The following is a 19,249-nucleotide window of genomic DNA, read 5'->3' on the forward strand; positions in this document are numbered from 1 at the left end:
TTCATGGCTAAGAACAGAAATGAAATTCCTGAAAAATTAACTTGGGATTTGACGACAATTTATAAAACAGATAAAGAATGGGAAGCAGAGCTAACTAGAATAAAAAGCGAACTTTCACTCGTTGAAGAGACAGACCCCGGTCATTTACTTGATTCAGCTGAAAGTCTTCTGATAATTACCGAAAAAATGTTATCCATTTCTCAACAAGTTGAAAAACTATATGTTTATGCTTCAATGAAAAATGACCAAGATACCAGAGAGGCTAAGTATCAGGAGTATCAGTCAAAAGCAACAGCCCTCTATGTGAAATTCGGAGAGGTCTATGCCTTCTATGAACCTGAGTTTTTGAAAATTTCAAAAGAAGTCTATAACAAATGGTTGGGGGAGCTTAAAAAATTAAAAAACTATGACCATATGTTTGAGCGCCTTTTTGCTAAAAAAGCTCATATTCTTAGTCAAAAAGAGGAAAAGTTATTAGCTGCGGCTGGTGAAATTTTTGAAAGTCCTTCAGAAACTTTTGAAATTTTTGATAATGCGGATATTAAGTTACCTATGGTCAAAAATGAATCTGATGAGATGATCCAACTCACGCATGGAAATTACTCTTCCTTAATGGAAAGTAAGAATAGGGGAGTACGAAAAGCAGCCTACAAAGCACTTTATAGTAATTATGAACAATATCAGCATACTTATGCAAAGACCTTACAGACTAATGTAAAAGTCCATAATCTTAATGCCCAAATCCGCTCTTATGATTCAGCCCGTCAAGCTGCTCTGGCTAATAATTTTGTTCCAGAAAAAGTTTACGATGTTTTGATGGAGGCCATTCATCAACATTTGCCACTTTTACATCGTTATATTGAACTACGCAAGAAAATTTTAGGAATTACTGATTTAAAGATGTATGATATCTATACTCCATTATCTAATTTAGATTATAAATTTAACTATGAAGATGGAGTGAAAAAAGCAGAAGAAGTTTTAGCGATATTTGGTAAAGAATATAAAGGAAAAGTTAAAGCAGCTTTTGAACAAAGATGGATTGATGTCGAAGAAAATATCGGAAAACGTTCGGGTGCTTATTCAGGTGGATCTTATGATTCCAATGCTTTTATGCTTCTAAATTGGCAAGAAACGTTAGATGATCTTTTTACTTTAGTTCATGAAATGGGGCACTCAATGCATAGTGCTTTCACGCGTGAAAACCAACCATATGTTTATGGGGATTATCCAATCTTTTTAGCTGAAATTGCCTCAACTACAAATGAAAATATTTTAACTGAAACTTTATTAAAGGAAAGTAAAGATGATAAGGAGCGCTTCGCCCTTTTGAACCACTGGCTTGATAGTTTCCGTGGAACTGTTTTCCGTCAGAGTCAATTTGCCGAATTTGAACAAAAAATTCATGAAGCAGATGCTGCCGGCGAAGTTTTAACAAGTGAATACTTAAACTCACTTTATGGCGAAATAAATGAAAAATACTATAATTTAGCAGCCAAAGAAAATCCAGAAATTCAGTATGAATGGGCTAGAATTCCGCATTTTTATTATAATTTCTATGTTTTTCAATACGCAACAGGTTTTGCTGCGGCAACTTTCTTAGCTGAAAAAGTTGTTCATGGTTCAGATGAGGATCGTCAAAAATATCTTGAATATTTGAAGGCAGGTTCCTCAGCTTATCCTTTAGAAGTAATTGCCAAAGCTGGAGTTGATATGGAATCTACCGATTATTTAGAAGCCGCCTTTGAGCTTTTTGAAAATCGATTGAGTGAATTAGAAAAATTAGTTGAAAAAGGAGTTCATCTTTAAAAATGGTTGAAACATATAAACGTACAAGTAACCCCATGATGAATCGACCAGTTGTCAAAACAGAATTAGTAGAATGGATGCGTTCAAGTCAAACACAAATAACCGGAGAACTTGCAGAAGTACTGAAATTTGCTAAAGAAAATAATATTCCAGTTATCCCACATGAGACAGTTATTTATTTTCAAATGTTGTTGAGTTTGTTGCAGCCAAAAAGAATTCTCGAAATCGGAACAGCAATTGGTTTTTCGGCTCTCATAATGGCTCAAGAGGTTCCAAATGCGGAGATTGTAACAATTGACCGTAATCCTGAAATGATTGAGTTAGCCAAAAAAAATCTGGGCAAGTATGACCATCGAAACCAAATTATTCTTAAAGAGGGTGATGCTGCAGATATTTTGAAAGAGTTATCGGGCTCATTTGATGTAATCTTTATGGACTCAGCTAAATCAAAATATATCGAATTCCTACCAATTGCTCTAGATCTACTATCTGAAAATGGAGTGATTTTAATGGATGATATTTTTCAAGGTGGAGAAATATTGACCCCAATTATGGAAATCAAAAGAAATCAGCGGGCGCTAGAGCGTGGCTTACGCAAGCTTTTTGATGAGGTCTTAGATAATCCGAAATATTTAACAAGTATTCTCCCACTTGGAGATGGCTTGTTGATGATAAAAAAAGCATAAATTAAACTTTTAGGTTGTCAATTCGCTGATTCATTTTTTGGTGTATTTAAAGCTTTATTTAATTTTTTATGATATAATTGCAACAAGTTAAAAATAAAAGGATGTTTTAGGACACATTAACTACAAACATCGAATCATGCGAAGGAGAATATCTTGAAATTCAAAAAACTCGGATTAGTTATGACTACTGTCTTTGCCGGAGCCGCATTGGTAACCTTATCTGGTTGCTCAAGTAGCGATTCAGCAAGCAAGGATATCATCACAATGAAAGGTGATACCATTCGCGTTTCTGATTTATACAAGGAAGCCAAACAATTTCCATCACAACCGACAAATACATTACTTCAAAATTTAACTTTTGACAAAATTTTTACTAAAGACTTTGGAAAAGAAGTAACCGATAAAGATGTCAGCAAAAAAGTTAAGTCAATTAAAGACCAATATGGTAGCCAATTTTCATCTGCTTTGCAACAACAAGGCTTGACTGAAGCAAGTTTCACACCATACATGCGTACACAAATGCTTGAACAAGCAGCGATTGACCATGAAATCAAAGAAACTCAATATACAGATGCTAATCTTAAAAAAGCTTGGGAATCTTACCATCCAGATGTAACAGCTTATGTTGTTTCTGAAACATCAAAAGATGCAGCAACAAAAGCGTTGGATGCCGCTAAAAAAGATGATGCTGGTAAAGCAAGCTTTGAAAAAACAAATGCTGAAAGCAAAGTAACATTTAATTCAACTTCAACAAGTGTTCCAACAGAAGTTCAAACAGCTGCTTTCAAATTGAAAAATGGCGAGTTTTCAGATGTCATTGAATCAACAAGTTCATCAACAGGTGCTACTTCTTACTATATTGTCGAAATGGTAAAAACATCTGAAAAAGGAACTGACATGAACAAGTACAAAAAAGAACTTCAAAATGTCATTAAAACTGAAAAAGAACAAGATACAACATTTGTAAGTGGAGTTATTGCTAAATACCTCAAAAAGAATAACGTAACTGTGAAAGAATCTGCATTTGCATCACTCTTCTCACAATTTACACAAACATCAAGTTCTTCATCATCTAAATAATTTAGATAATAAAAATTAACTTTAAAGAGAGCTCTAAATGGTGAGAATGAGCAAGTTAAAAAAAGTGCTTATAGCAGCGATAACTGCTTTAACAACCGAACTAAGATGATAGAAATTCTATCGTGAATAAGGGTGGTACCGCGGTATAACTGTATACGCCCCTTTGTTTACGGTAGGATTTTATTGTTTTATTGTGAAAATTTTAACAAAGTATATGAAATAAGTTTATTGTTAGACTTTAAACTTTATATAAAAGGAGAAAATAATGAAAACCATGACTTCCGCAGAAGTTCGCCAAATGTTCCTCGACTTTTTCAAATCAAAAGGTCACACTGTGGAACCTTCTCAAAGTCTTGTTCCTGTAAATGACCCAACTTTGCTTTGGATAAATTCAGGAGTAGCAACGCTGAAAAAATATTTTGATGGTTCAGTAGTGCCGGAAAATCCTAGATTGACTAATGCTCAAAAGGCTATCCGGACAAATGATATTGAGAATGTTGGTAAAACAGCACGTCACCATACTATGTTTGAAATGCTCGGTAACTTTTCAATTGGTGATTATTTCCGTAAAGAAGCGATTGCTTTTGCTTGGGAATTATTGACAAGTTCTGAATGGTTTGAATTCCCAGCAGAAAAACTTTACATCACTTATTACCCAGCTGATAAGGATACTTATAATCGTTGGGTTGAGGTTGGGGTAGACCCAACACATCTTGTGCCAATTGAAGATAACTTCTGGGAAATTGGTGCTGGTCCTTCTGGTCCAGATACAGAAATTTTCTTTGACCGTGGAGAAGTTTATGACCCAGAACATGTGGGCTTAAAATTGTTGGCGGAAGACATTGAAAATGACCGTTATATTGAAATCTGGAACATTGTTCTTTCACAATTCAATGCCGATCCATCAATCCCTCGTTCAGAATATCCTGAATTGCCACAAAAAAATATTGATACGGGAATGGGACTTGAACGAATGGTTTGCATTATTCAAGGCGGAAAAACAAACTTTGATACAGACTTATTCTTACCAATCATTCGTGAAATTGAAAAACTATCTGGAAAAACATATAGTCCAGACAGCGAAAATATGAGTTTCAAAGTGATTGCTGATCATATTCGCTCACTCTCATTTGCTATCGGTGATGGTGCTTTGCCAGGAAATGAAGGACGTGGTTATGTTTTACGTCGCTTACTTCGTCGCGCGGTTATGCATGGTAAAAAATTGGGAATTCAAGGGAAATTCTTGGCTTCACTCGTTCCGACTGTTGGGAAAATCATGCAATCCTATTATCCAGAAGTGCTTGAAAAAGAAGACTTCATCATGCAAATCATTGATCGTGAAGAAGAAACTTTCAACCGCACGATTGATGCCGGTCAAAAATTGATTGATGAACTTTTGGTAAATCTTAAATCTGAAGGAAAAGATAGACTTGAAGGGGCAGATATTTTCCGCCTCTACGATACTTATGGTTTCCCTGTGGAATTGACAGAAGAATTGGCAGAAGATGAAGGATTCAAAATTGACCACGAAGGATTCAAAGTAGCCATGAAAGCTCAACAAGAGCGTGCACGTGCTGCTGTTGTCAAAGGTGGTTCAATGGGCGCTCAAAATGAAACATTGTCATCTATCGAAGTAGAATCAGAATTCCTTTATGAAGATAAGACTGCTCAAGGAAAATTACTTGTAGCTATTCAAGACGATGAAATTGTTGATGAAGTTTCTGGGAAAGCTCAACTTGTTTTTGATGTGACTCCTTTTTATGCTGAAATGGGTGGTCAAGTGGCTGACCATGGAGTAATTAAAGATGCAGAGGGTCAAGTTGTGGCTAATGTATTAGATGTACAACATGCGCCTCATGGCCAAAATCTTCATTCTGTTGAAACTCTTTCACCACTTAAAGTTGGTGAAAGCTATACTTTAGAGATTGACAAAGAACGCCGAGCTGCTGTTGTGAAAAATCATACAGCAACTCACTTACTTCATGCTGCTTTGCATAATATTGTTGGGAATCATGCACTACAAGCTGGTTCACTTAATGAGGTTGAATTCTTACGTTTTGACTTTACGCACTTTGCACAAGTGACTAAAGAAGAATTGGCTGAGATTGAACGTCAAGTTAATGAAGTGATTTGGCAATCATTAAAAGTTGAGACAGTTGAAACTGATATTGCTACAGCTAAAGAAATGGGTGCGATGGCCCTCTTTGGTGAGAAATATGGGAAAAACGTTCGCGTTGTAAAAATTGGTGACTACTCTATCGAACTTTGTGGTGGAACACATACACAAACAACTTCTGAAATTGGTTTATTCAAGATTGTTAAAGAAGAAGGAATTGGTTCTGGTGTTCGTCGGATTATTGCTGTAACAGGTCAAAAAGCTTATGAAGCCTTTAAAGATGCTGAAAATACTTTGAATGAAGTAGCAACAATGGTTAAAGCGCCGCAAACTTCACAAGTTTTAGCAAAAGTTACTAGCTTACAAGATGAGCTTAAAACAGCTCAAAAAGAAAATGATGCTTTGGCTGGAAAACTTGCAGCAAGTCAATCAGATGAAATTTTCAAAAATGTGCAAACAGCTGGTTCTCTCAACTTTATCGCCAGTGAAGTAACTGTTCCTGACGCTAATGGTTTGCGTAATTTGGCAGATATTTGGAAACAAAAAGAGCTTTCAGATGTTCTTGTTTTAGTTGCTAAAATTGGTGAAAAAGTAAGTCTTTTAGTGGCTTCTAAGTCATCAGATGTAAAAGCAGGTAATTTAGTTAAAGAATTAGCACCTTTTGTTGATGGTCGTGGTGGTGGAAAACCAGATATGGCCATGGCTGGTGGTTCAAAAGCAGCAGGAATTCCTGAACTTTTGGCCGCAGTTGCTGAAAAATTAGCCTAAGAAGATAAATATCGTAGATTTTCTACGATATTTATTATTTTCTGGATATGAGTCAGTAAATTTTTATGGTAAAATGATGAAAATACTTGAAAGAGATGCCTAAAATGAAGATTACAATTTTTGGAGATTCAATTACCAATGGTTTTGGAATGGATGAAGGGGGTTCGTCAAATATTATCGCAAGATTAATTGAGAAAAATGAGCCCAAGCTGAAAGTGGTACTTCATGGAATTAATGGAGATGATACTTATGGTGGACTTCTACGTCTAAAATACGTTCTAGAGGAAGAAGCGGACTTAAATTTTATTTTCTTTGGGGCAAATGATGCTTCGCCTTATCATTTGATTCGACCGGCAGAATTTCGCGAAAATTTATTAAAAATGATTTCGCAGTTGGGTGTAGAAAGAACGGTTTTAATTACTCCTCCTTTTTATAATGATGATGAACCGACACATTATAGTAAGCTTTCCGAGGTTGAACTTTTTAGAGAAGTCATATTAAATTTAGGCAAAGAAAAATCGCTTAAGGTGATTGATATTTTTCAGATAATGAAGAGGTCTGAAAATCCTAAAAATTTGTTGAGAGCTGATGGTTTACATTTTACATCAAGGGCTTATGAGTTGTTGGTCAGAGAGATTTTATCTGTCATTAAAAATCCTTAAATAAATGTTCATTTTGTGGTAAAATGAGGGCATGGTAAAAAATACAGAAGATAAGCCTTTAGCTCAGAACAAAAAGGCTCGGCATGATTATGAAATTTACGAAACTTTTGAAGCAGGAATTGTGCTGACAGGAACGGAGATTAAGTCTGTTCGTCAGGCAAAAATTCAATTAAAAGATGGATTTGCCAGAGTTCGTAATGGAGAAGTTTGGTTATCAAATGTTCATATTGCTCCTTTTGAGCAGGGCAATATTTTTAATGTTGAAGAATTGCGTACGCGAAAACTATTACTAAATAAAAAAGAAATTGCTAAGATTGATAAGGAATTATCAGGGACAGGAATTACTTTTATTCCTTTAAAAGTTTATTTGAAAAATGGCTTTGCTAAGGTTTTGATGGGGCTTGCCCGTGGTAAGAAAGATTACGATAAACGTGAAACGCTCAAACGTAAAGAACAAAATCGGGATATTGCAAGACAAATTAAAGCTTACAACCGTTAAAGAAATCACTGATAAATCTGTCAGTGATTTTTTTACTGACAGAATTGTCAGCTTGCTGATAATTCTTTTATTTACAGCGAAAATATGCCTTCTTTGTCATATTTTATTGACAGATTTACCGTCAGTAAAAAAGTTTTCAAGATAAAAATATCGTTTACAATCCATTTACCTTGTATTTACTAAGTGTTTACACCCAGTGCCTTCTTTCGATGATAGAATAGTTTTGTAAGCAAAAACGCTTAACAACTTATTTAGAAATTAATTGGAGAAACTTCTCATGAAAAAGAAAATTCTTGTTGGTCTTATTACTGCTGGTGCATTGTTAACTTTGGCAGCTTGTGGTTCATCAAACGGCTCATCATCTAGTAGCTCAAGTTCTTCTGACAAAGCTTTGTCAGGAAAAATTATTGCTGGAGGTTCAACTGCTCTTCAACCATTAGCACAACAATCGTCAACAGAATTTATGGCAAAAAATACTGGTGTTCAAGTGACTGTGCAAGGTGGTGGTTCTGGTGTTGGTTTGACACAAGTTGCAGCTGGTTCTTTCCAGATTGGGAACTCTGATATTTTTGCTGAAGAAAAATCAGGAATTGATGCTTCTGCAATTACTGACCATAAAGTAGCGGTTGTTGGTTTTGCACCGATTGTTAACGCAAAAATTGATGTTAAAAACTTAACTTCTCAACAATTGCAAGATGTCTTCACAGGTAAGGTGACAAACTGGAAAGATGTGGGCGGTTCAGACCAAAAAATTACGGTTATCGGACGGACTGAGGGTTCTGGAACTCGCGTAAACTTTGATAAATTCGCACTTGGTGGAGCAACAGAGGTTAAAGGCCCAACACAAGATGCTTCAGGTTCAGTTGTTCAAATGGTTGGTCAAACACCAGGAGCGATTTCATATGTGGCACTTTCTTATGTTGATACAAGTAAAGACATCAAAGATATTTCAATTGATGGTGTTGAGCCAACAGAAGCAAATGTTGTAACTAATGACTACAAAGTTTGGTCTTACGAACATATGTACACCAATACTAAGAAAGAGACTGCAGCAGATAAAGCTTTCATTAAATATGTGGCAGAAAACAACAAGGACATCAAAAAATTGGGATACATCCCAATCAGTGACATGAAAGTTGAACGTGACGCTGACGGAAATATCACTAAAAAATAATACTGACAGTAAGTCAAGTTCAAAATAATTTATGTCTGTCAGTAAATTTAACAATTAATAAATTAGTTTATAACCATAGGATTCAAAGCAATAAAAATTTTCTTCTTCATAAATTAAAATTTAAAAGTTTGACTCCTTTTTTATAAAAATTTTATCAGTGAACATAAACAGGATGAACTGATGAGAGACTATCTTTAAATTTTTCTTCATAATTCTTTCCCTAAAAGACAGGAAATTGCTCACTCTTTTTCAGAGTTGGGCATTTTCCCGTATTATTTACAAAACATTTACATAAGAACGCTATCATCAACCGCTCATTGATAGGCCATTATGGTATAATTAAGCTATGAAGAAGAAAATTTTTATTGCTTTGATGGCCAGTGTGAGTTTATTTGCATTGGCAGCTTGTGGTTCTGGAAATAAACAGGTCACAGCAGGTGGCTCAACTGCCTTGCAACCCATGGTTGAACATGCTTCTATGGCATATATGAAGCAAAATCCTGATGAAATTATTATGGTTCAAGGTGGTGGTTCTGGTGTCGGATTGGCTCAAGTTGCGGCTGGTTCTTTCCAGATTGGGAATTCTGATATTTTCGCTGAAGAAAAATCAGGAATAGCAGTTGATAAAATTATTGACCATAAAGTTGCTGTCATTGGTTTCGCACCAATTATCAACAAAAAGTTAAAAGTTTCAAATTTGACTCAACAAGAACTGATTGATATTTTCACTGGTAAAATTACCAACTGGAAAGAAGTAGGAGGTCAAGACCAAAAAATTACGGTCATTGGTCGTACTGCTGGTTCAGGAACGCGAGTAAATTTTGATAAATATGCTTTGAATGGTGCCACAGAAGTGAATGGTCCAACCCAAGATGCTTCAGGTTCTGTTGTTCAATTAGTTGGGCAAACGCCAGGGGCTATTTCATATGTTGCTTTCAGTTACACCAATAAACCCGGTGTAAAGGCGGTTAATGTTGATGGTGTTGCGCCAAATTATGACAATGTAAAAACTAATGCATGGAAAATTTGGTCATATGAGCATATGTACACCAACAAATCTCGTAAGAACACAATCGAAAATAAATTTATCGAATACGTTCAAAATGATAAGAAAACCCTAGAGCAGCTTGGTTATATCCGTGTTTCTGAAATGAAGGTTGACCGTGATGCTAAAGGAAATGTTGAAAAAATTAAATAATTACTGATGGAAATTAAACTTATCCTCCGTCAGTAAAAAAATTAGTCAAAATAAGTTTAATCAATAACTTCATTTGCATTAATCAGATAGATGCAAATTAACAAAAATAGTTAGGTCCCTATGGAAAATTCAAAAATCAAAGAAAAATTGCTTTCAAGCAATAAAAATTCAAGACTTGAAAAATTAGGTAAGAGTTTAACTTTCTTATGTATTGCCCTTATTGTCTTCGTTGTAGGTGCAATTCTTGTCTTTGTTGCTCAAAAAGGTCTGTCAACTTTCTATTCAGATGGTGTTAATCCTTTCCGTTTCCTTTTTGGAACAAATTGGTCACCGGGTAATCTTGGCCCTGACGGTAAACCTGCAGTTGGCGCATTGCCGATGTTTACGGGGTCATTGATTGTTACTGTACTTTCAGCCCTTGTTGCCACTCCATTTGCGATTGGTGCGGGAATTTATATGACAGAAATTTCACCAAAATATGGTAAGAAAATTTTGCAACCTGTCATTGAACTTCTTGTTGGTATTCCTTCAGTTGTTTATGGCTTCATTGGTTTGACTGTTGTTGTTCCAGCCATTCGTAATGTTTTTGGTGGAACTGGTTTGGGTCTCTTGTCAGGTGTGTTTGTGCTCTTTGTCATGATTTTACCAACTGTAACTTCAATGACTGTGGATGCTATGAAAGCTGTCCCTTCTTATTATAAAGAAGCGTCACTCGGACTTGGTGCAACGCGTTGGCAAACAATTTGGCGTGTTCTTCTAAGAGCAGCAACACCAGGAATTTTGACCGCTGTTATCTTTGGAATGGCGCGTGCTTTTGGTGAAGCTCTTGCTATTCAAATGGTGGTAGGTAATGCTGTAATGATGCCAAAAGATTTGATTTCACCAGCTTCAACCTTGACTTCAATCTTGACATCAGGAATTCCAAATGCAACACCTGGTATTCAATTGAATGCACTTTGGTCACTTGCCTTACTCCTTTTGATTATGTCACTCTTTTTCAACCTCGCAATGCGTGCTATTGCTAAGAAAGGAAGTCTTAAATAATGAACGCTAAACGCTCTGACAAGATTGCCACTGGTGTCCTTTACGTCCTTTCTGGCATCATTGTTCTTATCCTCGCTTTTTTACTGGCTTATATTTTAATTAAAGGTTTGCCAGTTATCTTTAAAGATCCTAAATTTATCATCACCGCGTCAAATCCATTGACAGGTGGTGGGATTGCAGTCCAACTTTTTAACTCTGTTTATCTTTTGATTGTCACTTTGATTATTTCTGTTCCTTTATCACTTGGCGCAGGAATTTATCTGTCTGAGTATGCGAATCAAAAACATTGGCTAACTGGTGTTGTTCGCTCAGCTATTGAAGTTTTATCTTCACTTCCTTCAATCGTTGTTGGACTTTTCGGGATGTTAATTTTCGTATTACAATTTGGTCTTGGATTCTCAGTTTTATCAGGTGCCTTGGCACTGACTGTGTTCAACTTACCATTGATGACTCGGAATGTTGAAGAATCACTTCGAGCAATTCCAACTTCACAACGTGAGGGTGGTTTGGCACTCGGAATGTCACGTTGGGAAACGGCAACACAAGTCATTTTACCAGCTGCTGTGCCCGGAATCATTACTGGGGTTATCTTATCTTCAGGACGTGTTTTTGGTGAAGCTGCGGCTTTGATTTACACTGCTGGACAAACGAACTTACCAATTAACTGGGCAAACTGGAATCCAATGAGCTTGACTTCGCCACTCTCACTTTTCAGACCAGCTGAAACTTTGGCTGTTCATATCTGGGCACTTAATACCGAAGGAACGATTTCAACAGCACAACAAATTTCTGCAGGAGCTTCAGCAGTATTGATTATCTTTGTTCTCCTCTTTAACTTGGGGGCACGTTTCCTTGGAAATCGAATTCACAAGAAGTTAACATCTTCTAACTAAGAAAATCAAAGATTTTATAGAGAAAGAATAATTATGGCAACAACATATGACTGGTCTCAGCGCAAAATTATGGTGCCTGAGAAAGAAGAAATTGCATTATCAACAAATGATTTGCGTGTTTTCTATAACGGAACAAAAGAAGCAATCCATGGCGTGACAATGTCTTTTCCTAAAAATGAAATCACAGCACTTATTGGCCCTTCAGGTTCTGGTAAATCAACTTATTTACGTGCTTTGAATCGCATGAATGACACGATTGATGGTGCTCGGGTGACTGGCGAAATCAATTATGAAGGGGTCAATATTAACGAAAATAAAGTGAATGTTTTTGAAGTTCGTAAGCAAATTGGGATGGTTTTCCAAAGACCTAATCCATTTCCAAAATCAATTTATGAAAATATTGCCTTCATTCATCGTCGTGATGGCGTGAGAGACAGGAAAAAACTGGATGAGATTGTTGAAACTTCATTAAAGCAAGCTGCTTTGTGGGATCAAGTAAAAGATAATCTTAATCAATCCGCACTTGCCATGTCCGGTGGACAAGCACAGCGCTTATGTATTGCAAGAGCATTGTCAGTAAAACCAGAAATTATTTTGATGGATGAACCAGCGTCAGCTCTTGACCCAATTTCAACAATGCAAATTGAAGAAACAATGATGGAACTTAAAGAAAATTATACGATTATCATTGTGACTCACAATATGGCTCAGGCTTCTCGGGCCTCTGACAATACAGCTTTCTTCTATTCAGGAGATTTGATTGAGTATGATAAAACAAGCACAATTTTTACTCAACCTAGTTTGCAATCAACAGAAGATTATGTCTCTGGTCACTTTGGTTAAGAGAAAATAAAGTTTAAAATTACTGACGGAATTTTCGTTAGTAAAAAAACTACTGACGGATTCTTGATTTGTCGAAAAACTTGTCCGTCATAGGACAGTCGTTTGTACTTTAGTACATTACGAATGTGCTAGTAGTTCTATCAGTAACTTATAAAAAGGTAAAATATGGAAAAAGAAGCAGTTTTAACCGTCAGCGACTTATCGCTTTATTACAGCAAGAAAAAAGCGTTGAATACGATAAACATGACATTCTATAAGAATGAAATTACAGCGCTCATTGGTCCCTCAGGATGTGGAAAATCAACGCTTTTACGTTCAATCAATCGAATGAATGATTTGATTCCAACAGTAACAATTACTGGAGCCATTGATTATAAAGGTAAAAATATTTACAGTCCTAAAGTTGATACTGTGGATTTACGTAAAGAAATTGGCATGGTTTTCCAACAACCCAATCCTTTTCCATTTTCAATTTATGAAAATGTGGTTTATGGATTGCGTTTAAAAGGAGTGAAAGATAAGGCACTCCTAGATGAAGTGGTGGAAAATTCACTCAAAGCAGCAAATATTTGGGATGAAGTTAAGGATATTTTGCACAGTTCAGCACTTGGACTTTCAGGTGGGCAACAACAAAGGGTTTGTATTGCACGTGTCCTTGCTGTCAATCCCGAAATTATCCTAATGGACGAACCAACATCAGCCCTTGACCCAATTTCAGCGGCTCGTGTCGAAGAAACCATGCTTGAACTTAAAAAAGATTATACAATCGCGATTGTTACACATAGTATGCAACAAGCATCACGGATTTCAGATCGCACCGCCTTTATGTTAGACGGAAATCTGATTGAGTATAATGATACGAAAAGTATTTTCTTAAATCCAGAAAAACAAGAAACTTCTGATTATATTTCTGGTAAATTTGGATAAATTTTACTGACAGCCTTTGATGCTGACTTTAAAATGGAATGGACCGTCTAGCCAAAAGGCGAAGCGAGATATTTCATTAGCATTCATTAAAGAAAGCGAAATAGCGTTGATTTAAATGAATGTATCATAATAACATTACTATAAAAACAAAGAGGGGTAATTATGTTGCGTACACAATTTGAAGAAGATCTTAATAAACTTCATAATCAATTTTACTCAATGGGCACGCAAGTTTCTGCTCAATTGAATAAGGCCGTTCGTGCCTTTGTTAGCCATGATCGTGATTTGGCTGAACAAGTCATTGAAGGCGACCATGCCATTAATGACCAAGAAAAAAGTCTTGAAAATCAATCATTAGAAATGATTGCACTTCAACAACCGGTTTCTAGCGATTTAAGAACAATCATCACCGTTCTAAAAGCATCATCTGACCTTGAGAGAATGGGTGACCACGTTGCATCTATTGCTAAGGCAACCATTTCACTTAAAGGTGAAGAAAGAATTCACGTGGTTGAAGAAGATATTAGCTTACTCGGTGAAAAAGTTAAATCTATCGTTGATGCTTCACTCAATGCTTATATTCAAGGCAATGATAAACGGGCTCATGAAATTGCTGAACAACAATATGTCATCAAAAGTATGAGTCATGAAATTCAAGAAAAAATTCTTGACGGAATGAAAGAAAACTCTGAAACAGTAACAACAGGTAAAGAATACTTGTTGACACTGGTTTACTTAGAACGAATTACCGGTTATGCGGTCAATCTCTGTGAGTGGATTGTTTACTTGAATTCTGGAAACATTATTGAACTGTAAAATAAAAAGTTACTGACAAGAATTGCTGTCATAGGATAGTCGTTTGTACTTTAGTACATTACGAATATCCTGGCAGTTCTGTCAGTAACTTTTTTTATTGCTCATAATCAATTTCAATGACTTGGTGGGTCAGATATTTATTTTCAGCAAAGTCCATTTTGATGACATAGGGCATCTTTCCAGCTAAAGATTGAAAATCTTGAAACTGAAAGTCTGGTTGATAAAAATTTAAAATGGTAGAAAGAGAAGTACCATGTGTTCCGATTGCAACTTTTTGATTTTTAGAAGTTGTTAAAATCTGTTCAAGGGCTGAAATATTACGATTTTGAACTTCACGTAAGGATTCTCCGTCAGCAAATTTATAATCAAAATCATTCCATTGTCGCTTAGCAAAGGGCCAAAAATCAGCTATTTCATGGCCAACATTTCTTTCTCTAAAATCAGAAATGAGTTGAATTTCAAGATTTTTAGATTGAGCAAGAGGATTCAGGGTACGAACAGAACGTTGAAATGGACTGGAAAAAATTTGCTCGATTGATACATTTGCAAAAGCATCAGCCAAGATAAGTGCGCGTTTTTCACCCTCGGCAGTCAGTGGAACATCCATATCGTCATAGGCTGCATTATCTCTAAGAGAATGTCGAATAAAATAAACTTCAGTCATGTGACTCTCCTTTTTGATGTTCTAGCCTTCTAAGATTTCAATTCTTAAAGGCTGTGTGGAAATTTCTGCTTGCCCTCCCAGAGGAAAAGTAAAAATAGGTTGAGTATGTCCAAAATCGACATCATAGACGACTGGAATTGTTTTTAAGTGGGGATATTTATCTAAAATAAAGTGTAAAATTTCCTCAGTCATCCCCTCTTCCTTAGGAAAACGACCGATGATAAGCCCAGCAATATCTGGATAAATTTGCAGAAAATGAGCTAATTCTCGGTCCCAATCATAAAAATCTTCACCTTCAGCATTTTCTAAAAAAGCAATTGGGTGATTGGATTTGACTTGAGCACTGGTTCCTGTCACAAGCATCAAAGTATTTAGATTTCCGCCAATAATTTCCCCTGTCGATTTGCCATGGTTATATATTTTCCAAGCAGCAGGCAGAAGATGACGAGCTTGAGTGGGGTCATACCAAGCATCACTCGTGTAAAAATCGCTGGCATTTAAAGAATAAGTTGACTGACCAGCGACTGCATTTTTCCAAGAATTAGTTTGAAAGTCTTGTAATTCATCCATTAAAAAGGCGATATAACCTGGACCATAGTAAGTGACCAAGCCAGTTTTAGCGAAAATCGCTTGGTGAAGAACAGTGATATCAGAAAATCCACAGAAAATTTTAGGATTATTTTTTACAATGTTCCAATCAATATAAGGAAGAAGTTCATTAGAGTTAAAGCCACCAATGGTACATAAAACAGCTTTAACATTAGGGTCTGAAAATGCTGCATGGAAATCTGAAAGTCGTGAATTAATCGAACTTGATTCAAGCAAATCATTTTCTAAAATATGCTGACCAAAAGTAACCTGATAACCAAGTGCTTCAAGACGAGCTTTTGCTTTTAATTTATCTTCAAATTTTCCAGTCCGAGTCAAAGAAGAACTAGGTGAAATCACACGGATTTCATCCCCCTCTTGTAATTTTTTAGGAAATATTTTATTCATTTATCAAAGCCCTCCGTCAGTAAATTGAACTAATTATAGCATTTACTGACAGCATTGTCATCAAAAATATTTAAAGATTTTAATTTAGGATTCTATTTTGAAAGTTACTGACAGAAATTTCTGTCAGTAATCTTCAACAAAAAATCTACTGACAAGTCCAAAAATTTCTGTCAGTAGATTTTTTTATTATTTAATTACTTCAAGTCCACCCATATATGGACGAAGAACTTCAGGAACAGTGATTGAGCCATCTTCATTTTGATAATTTTCAAGAATAGCAGCCACAGTACGTCCAACAGCAAGTCCAGAACCATTCAAAGTGTGAAGGAGTTGAACTTTACCCTCTTCGTCACGATAACGAATTTGGGCACGACGGGCTTGGAAATCTTCACAGTTTGAACATGAAGAAATTTCACGGTAAGTATTTTGTGCAGGAATCCAAACTTCTAAATCATAAGTTTTAGCAGCAGAGAATCCCATGTCACCAGTTGACAAAGCCACGACACGGTATGCAAGACCCAATTTTTGCAGAATATTTTCAGCGTTTGCTGTCATTTTTTCAAGTTCATCATAAGATTGGTCAGGTTTAGCAAATTTAACCATTTCAACTTTATGGAATTGGTGCAAACGAATCAAACCACGAGTATCACGACCAGCAGAACCAGCTTCAGAACGGAAAGAAGGACTCATTGCTGTGAATTTGATTGGCAATTCTGCACCATCCAAAATTTCCCCACGATAGTAGTTAGTCAAAGGAACTTCAGCAGTTGGAATTAAAACAAAACCACGGTCATCTTTCAATTCAAAAGTGTCTTCTTTAAATTTAGGATATTGACCCGTTCCAAACATTGACTCTTGATTAACCATATAAGGAGTAATCATTTCAGTATAACCTTCTTTACCGTGCTCATCAAGCATGAAGTTATAAAGTGCACGTTCAAGTCTTGCGCCAGCACCTTTGTAGAAAAGGAAGCGTGAACCAGTGACTTTACCACCACGTTCCCAATCCAAAATTCCTAAATCTTCACCCAAATCCCAGTGAGCTTTAGGTTCAAAATTGAAAGTTGGAGTTTGACCAACACGACGAACCTCAACATTATCATCTTCATCAGCACCAATTGGTGTACTTTCATGAGGAAGATTTGGCAACATGATAATGATTTCATTCAAGTTTTCTTCGATTTCAGCAAGTTCAGCATCAATGGCTTTGATTTCAGCAGAAACTTTTTGCATTGCAGCAATTTGTGCGCTGGCATCGCCTTTTGCACGTTTTACTTGAGAAATTTCATCAGAAACGCTATTACGTTCAGCTTTCAAAGCCTCAGATTTTACAATGAGTTCACGACGTTTAATGTCTAAGTCATGAAGTTTTTCAAGTTTCTCTTTTTCAACACCACGAGTGGCTAATTTTGCAGCAACACCGTCAAAATCAGCACGAATTTTTTTAATATCAAGCATAAGCTCTCCTTTATTTTTATATAAAACTTACTGACAAGAATATTTTAGAAAAAGTTCTGTCAGTAGAAAAAAAGCGCCCAAATTCAAAAAGAATTAGGGCGCGGTAATCGCACGGTTCCACCTAAATTATCTATTTATTTACTGACGAAAACTGATATTCAAGCTGTCAGTAAAAATAGAACTCAAGTCGCTTGTAACGTAAGCAGACGTTCTCATTTTCATGAGCAAATTAACAGAAGTAGAAAGTCATTATTTCATTTTACTTGTTTTCAGCACCACAAGCTCTCTAAAAAAATTTAATAAGACCCATTTCTAGATTTATTTTACCATTTTGTGAATTACTTTGTCAAAAATTTTTAAAATCATCATTTTAAAATCAATCATTACTTTTTGAAAGCGCGACGGAAAGGGTCAAGCAAACTAGGTGCTCTGACAATATTTTCTTTACCCACATATTCAGCAACTTTTTTCAAAATAGAACCGGAATCCTTAGAAGAAAATCGTACCTTAGCTTGAGTGTCTAAAATCAAAGAAAACTGCTGACCAAGTTTTCCACTGATTGAAACATCAACTTCGGCGCTTTTAATACTTGACCAAGTAAAGAAAATATTTTGTCCTCGGCGTGGATTTTTATATTCAAATTCAAAACCAGCATCACCCAAGATAATTTTTCCATTTTCAACCACACCTAAATAGGCTGTTCCTTTTGTTTCATAAAAAATTTCAGAATTATTAGTTGCCAAAATCGCCCTCATTTCGTTTATACCTGTATTATAACATATCTATATTATATCAAGAACTAAAGAAGATAATAAAAATAGGCCCAACGAGGGATATGGTTTAAAGAATAAATATAAAAATGTTATCATTAGATTATAAGAAAAAACTAATAAAGGAGGTAAAATGACTTTAATCGGAGTAAAAATTGATAGACTATTTCTCAGAGATCTATTCATACTACTAGTTGGTGTAGGCCTTTATATTCTCTCTATTCAACTTTTTGTCGTTCCTAACGCGATGGCTAGCAATGGAATCGCAGGATTTTCAGTATTTATTCACTTTGTTTTCGGAATGAATCCAGCTTTGACTTTTTTTGCAGTCAATATTCCACTCTTTCTTTTGAGTTGGAAACTACTTGAGCAGCGGGAATTGTTAATGACCATTCCTGGAGCGCTGGCCATGAGCGGATGGATGATGATTTATGAAGCCATAGGAATTACTGGCTTTCAAATGGACTCATTGATTACTGTGGGAATTATAGACGGAATCCTCTCAGGAATTGGTGCAGGTTTAGTTGTTCTATCACAAGGAACATTTGGAGGCTCTATTCTACTTGCGCGACTTTTTGAAAACAAGTGGAAAGTGCAAATAGATAAAACGCTCTTTGGTATTGATATTGTAGTTATGCTATTAGCAGTCGTGACTTATCTTGCCCTTCCAAATTTTTTTGTCACACTCTTATCTTGTTACATCTTCAGTAAAGTCACACGTTTCATCGGACGACCCTCATACCGCCAACAAATTTTACAAAAAGTTGGATTAATAAAAAATGAGTCAAGCTGTTCTTGCACAACTAATGAATGTTCTTGCTCTAACTAACAAAAAAATCCCAGATT

The 19,249-nt window shown here is 35.9% G+C and carries 18 protein-coding genes; 14 read left to right on the top strand and 4 right to left on the bottom strand.

Annotated elements, in window-relative coordinates; all coding sequences use genetic code 11:
* Nucleotides 1-3: 3 nt before the first annotated feature.
* The 13 genes from pepF (at nt 4) to phoU (ending at nt 14,515) form a co-directional block, all read left to right on the top strand.
* Nucleotides 4-1,809 (top strand): oligoendopeptidase F, encoded by a 1,806-nt coding sequence (gene pepF / locus IAE52_RS05950; RefSeq protein ID WP_109991117.1) that lies wholly within the window; start codon nt 4-6, stop codon nt 1,807-1,809.
* Nucleotides 1,810-1,811: 2 nt separating this feature from the next.
* Nucleotides 1,812-2,495 (top strand): O-methyltransferase, encoded by a 684-nt coding sequence (locus IAE52_RS05955; protein ID WP_033899351.1) that lies wholly within the window; start codon nt 1,812-1,814, stop codon nt 2,493-2,495.
* Nucleotides 2,496-2,648: 153 nt separating this feature from the next.
* Nucleotides 2,649-3,575 (top strand): peptidyl-prolyl cis-trans isomerase, encoded by a 927-nt coding sequence (locus IAE52_RS05960; protein ID WP_010906107.1) that lies wholly within the window; start codon nt 2,649-2,651, stop codon nt 3,573-3,575.
* A gap of 265 nt (nt 3,576-3,840) precedes the next feature.
* Entirely contained in the window at nt 3,841-6,459 is a 2,619-nt protein-coding gene (gene alaS, locus IAE52_RS05965) for an alanine--tRNA ligase (protein ID WP_033899354.1), read from the top strand.
* A gap of 104 nt (nt 6,460-6,563) precedes the next feature.
* On the top strand, nt 6,564-7,121 hold the full coding sequence (locus tag IAE52_RS05970) for an SGNH/GDSL hydrolase family protein (protein ID WP_023189734.1): 558 nt from the start codon (nt 6,564-6,566) through the stop codon (nt 7,119-7,121).
* 31 nt (nt 7,122-7,152) lie between these two features.
* Complete coding sequence (smpB, locus tag IAE52_RS05975; protein WP_003130878.1) at nt 7,153-7,620, top strand: SsrA-binding protein SmpB; 468 nt, start codon at nt 7,153-7,155, stop codon at nt 7,618-7,620.
* Nucleotides 7,621-7,897: 277 nt separating this feature from the next.
* On the top strand, nt 7,898-8,794 hold the full coding sequence (locus tag IAE52_RS05980; RefSeq protein WP_003130880.1) for a phosphate ABC transporter substrate-binding protein: 897 nt from the start codon (nt 7,898-7,900) through the stop codon (nt 8,792-8,794).
* Nucleotides 8,795-9,140: 346 nt separating this feature from the next.
* Complete coding sequence (locus tag IAE52_RS05985) at nt 9,141-9,992, top strand: phosphate ABC transporter substrate-binding protein (RefSeq protein ID WP_017864882.1); 852 nt, start codon at nt 9,141-9,143, stop codon at nt 9,990-9,992.
* Between the two features lie 120 nt (nt 9,993-10,112).
* Nucleotides 10,113-11,036, top strand: coding sequence for a phosphate ABC transporter permease subunit PstC (gene pstC, locus IAE52_RS05990; protein ID WP_021722156.1), 924 nt, complete (start codon nt 10,113-10,115; stop codon nt 11,034-11,036).
* Nucleotides 11,036-11,929 (top strand): phosphate ABC transporter permease PstA, encoded by an 894-nt coding sequence (gene pstA / locus IAE52_RS05995; protein ID WP_003130884.1) that lies wholly within the window; start codon nt 11,036-11,038, stop codon nt 11,927-11,929. The genes pstC and pstA overlap by 1 nt, the downstream gene beginning before the upstream one ends.
* A gap of 33 nt (nt 11,930-11,962) precedes the next feature.
* Nucleotides 11,963-12,772: a phosphate ABC transporter ATP-binding protein PstB gene (gene pstB, locus IAE52_RS06000; RefSeq protein ID WP_003130885.1), complete on the top strand. Its 810-nt coding sequence runs from the start codon at nt 11,963-11,965 to the stop codon at nt 12,770-12,772.
* Between the two features lie 165 nt (nt 12,773-12,937).
* Complete coding sequence (gene pstB, locus IAE52_RS06005) at nt 12,938-13,699, top strand: phosphate ABC transporter ATP-binding protein PstB (RefSeq protein WP_003130886.1); 762 nt, start codon at nt 12,938-12,940, stop codon at nt 13,697-13,699.
* Between the two features lie 162 nt (nt 13,700-13,861).
* Nucleotides 13,862-14,515, top strand: coding sequence for a phosphate signaling complex protein PhoU (gene phoU / locus IAE52_RS06010; protein ID WP_003130887.1), 654 nt, complete (start codon nt 13,862-13,864; stop codon nt 14,513-14,515).
* A 94-nt stretch (nt 14,516-14,609) separates the two neighbouring features.
* Here the strand turns inward: phoU and IAE52_RS06015 are convergent, their stop codons facing one another.
* From IAE52_RS06015 to IAE52_RS06030, 4 genes are all read right to left on the bottom strand, one after another.
* Nucleotides 14,610-15,179 (bottom strand): histidine phosphatase family protein, encoded by a 570-nt coding sequence (locus IAE52_RS06015; RefSeq protein WP_058211651.1) that lies wholly within the window; start codon nt 15,177-15,179, stop codon nt 14,610-14,612.
* 21 nt (nt 15,180-15,200) lie between these two features.
* On the bottom strand, nt 15,201-16,175 hold the full coding sequence (locus tag IAE52_RS06020) for a S66 peptidase family protein (protein ID WP_109991116.1): 975 nt from the start codon (nt 16,173-16,175) through the stop codon (nt 15,201-15,203).
* 186 nt (nt 16,176-16,361) lie between these two features.
* Nucleotides 16,362-17,633: a serine--tRNA ligase gene (serS, locus tag IAE52_RS06025; protein ID WP_003130891.1), complete on the bottom strand. Its 1,272-nt coding sequence runs from the start codon at nt 17,631-17,633 to the stop codon at nt 16,362-16,364.
* Nucleotides 17,634-18,016: 383 nt separating this feature from the next.
* Nucleotides 18,017-18,388, bottom strand: a complete 372-nt coding sequence (locus tag IAE52_RS06030; RefSeq protein WP_033899361.1) for a DUF956 family protein — start codon at nt 18,386-18,388, stop codon at nt 18,017-18,019.
* A 148-nt stretch (nt 18,389-18,536) separates the two neighbouring features.
* Between IAE52_RS06030 and IAE52_RS06035 the strand changes: the two genes are divergently transcribed.
* Nucleotides 18,537-19,232, top strand: coding sequence for a YitT family protein (locus tag IAE52_RS06035; RefSeq protein ID WP_109991115.1), 696 nt, complete (start codon nt 18,537-18,539; stop codon nt 19,230-19,232).
* The last annotated feature ends 17 nt before the right edge of the window (nt 19,233-19,249 follow it).

Source organism: Lactococcus sp. S47 (genome assembly GCF_016517475.1).
In the GTDB taxonomy this organism is placed as follows: domain Bacteria; phylum Bacillota; class Bacilli; order Lactobacillales; family Streptococcaceae; genus Lactococcus; species Lactococcus lactis.

Coding starts and splice junctions, on each gene's coding strand:
- pepF (WP_109991117.1), top strand. CDS start 4: ATGGCTAAGAACAGAAATGAAATTCCTGAAAAATTAACTTGGGATTTG.
- IAE52_RS05955 (WP_033899351.1), top strand. CDS start 1,812: ATGGTTGAAACATATAAACGTACAAGTAACCCCATGATGAATCGACCA.
- alaS (WP_033899354.1), top strand. CDS start 3,841: ATGAAAACCATGACTTCCGCAGAAGTTCGCCAAATGTTCCTCGACTTT.
- IAE52_RS05970 (WP_023189734.1), top strand. CDS start 6,564: ATGAAGATTACAATTTTTGGAGATTCAATTACCAATGGTTTTGGAATG.
- smpB (WP_003130878.1), top strand. CDS start 7,153: ATGGTAAAAAATACAGAAGATAAGCCTTTAGCTCAGAACAAAAAGGCT.
- IAE52_RS05980 (WP_003130880.1), top strand. CDS start 7,898: ATGAAAAAGAAAATTCTTGTTGGTCTTATTACTGCTGGTGCATTGTTA.
- IAE52_RS05985 (WP_017864882.1), top strand. CDS start 9,141: ATGAAGAAGAAAATTTTTATTGCTTTGATGGCCAGTGTGAGTTTATTT.
- pstC (WP_021722156.1), top strand. CDS start 10,113: ATGGAAAATTCAAAAATCAAAGAAAAATTGCTTTCAAGCAATAAAAAT.
- pstA (WP_003130884.1), top strand. CDS start 11,036: ATGAACGCTAAACGCTCTGACAAGATTGCCACTGGTGTCCTTTACGTC.
- pstB (WP_003130885.1), top strand. CDS start 11,963: ATGGCAACAACATATGACTGGTCTCAGCGCAAAATTATGGTGCCTGAG.
- pstB (WP_003130886.1), top strand. CDS start 12,938: ATGGAAAAAGAAGCAGTTTTAACCGTCAGCGACTTATCGCTTTATTAC.
- phoU (WP_003130887.1), top strand. CDS start 13,862: ATGTTGCGTACACAATTTGAAGAAGATCTTAATAAACTTCATAATCAA.
- IAE52_RS06015 (WP_058211651.1), bottom strand. CDS start 15,179: ATGACTGAAGTTTATTTTATTCGACATTCTCTTAGAGATAATGCAGCC.
- IAE52_RS06020 (WP_109991116.1), bottom strand. CDS start 16,175: ATGAATAAAATATTTCCTAAAAAATTACAAGAGGGGGATGAAATCCGT.
- serS (WP_003130891.1), bottom strand. CDS start 17,633: ATGCTTGATATTAAAAAAATTCGTGCTGATTTTGACGGTGTTGCTGCA.
- IAE52_RS06030 (WP_033899361.1), bottom strand. CDS start 18,388: ATGAGGGCGATTTTGGCAACTAATAATTCTGAAATTTTTTATGAAACA.
- IAE52_RS06035 (WP_109991115.1), top strand. CDS start 18,537: ATGACTTTAATCGGAGTAAAAATTGATAGACTATTTCTCAGAGATCTA.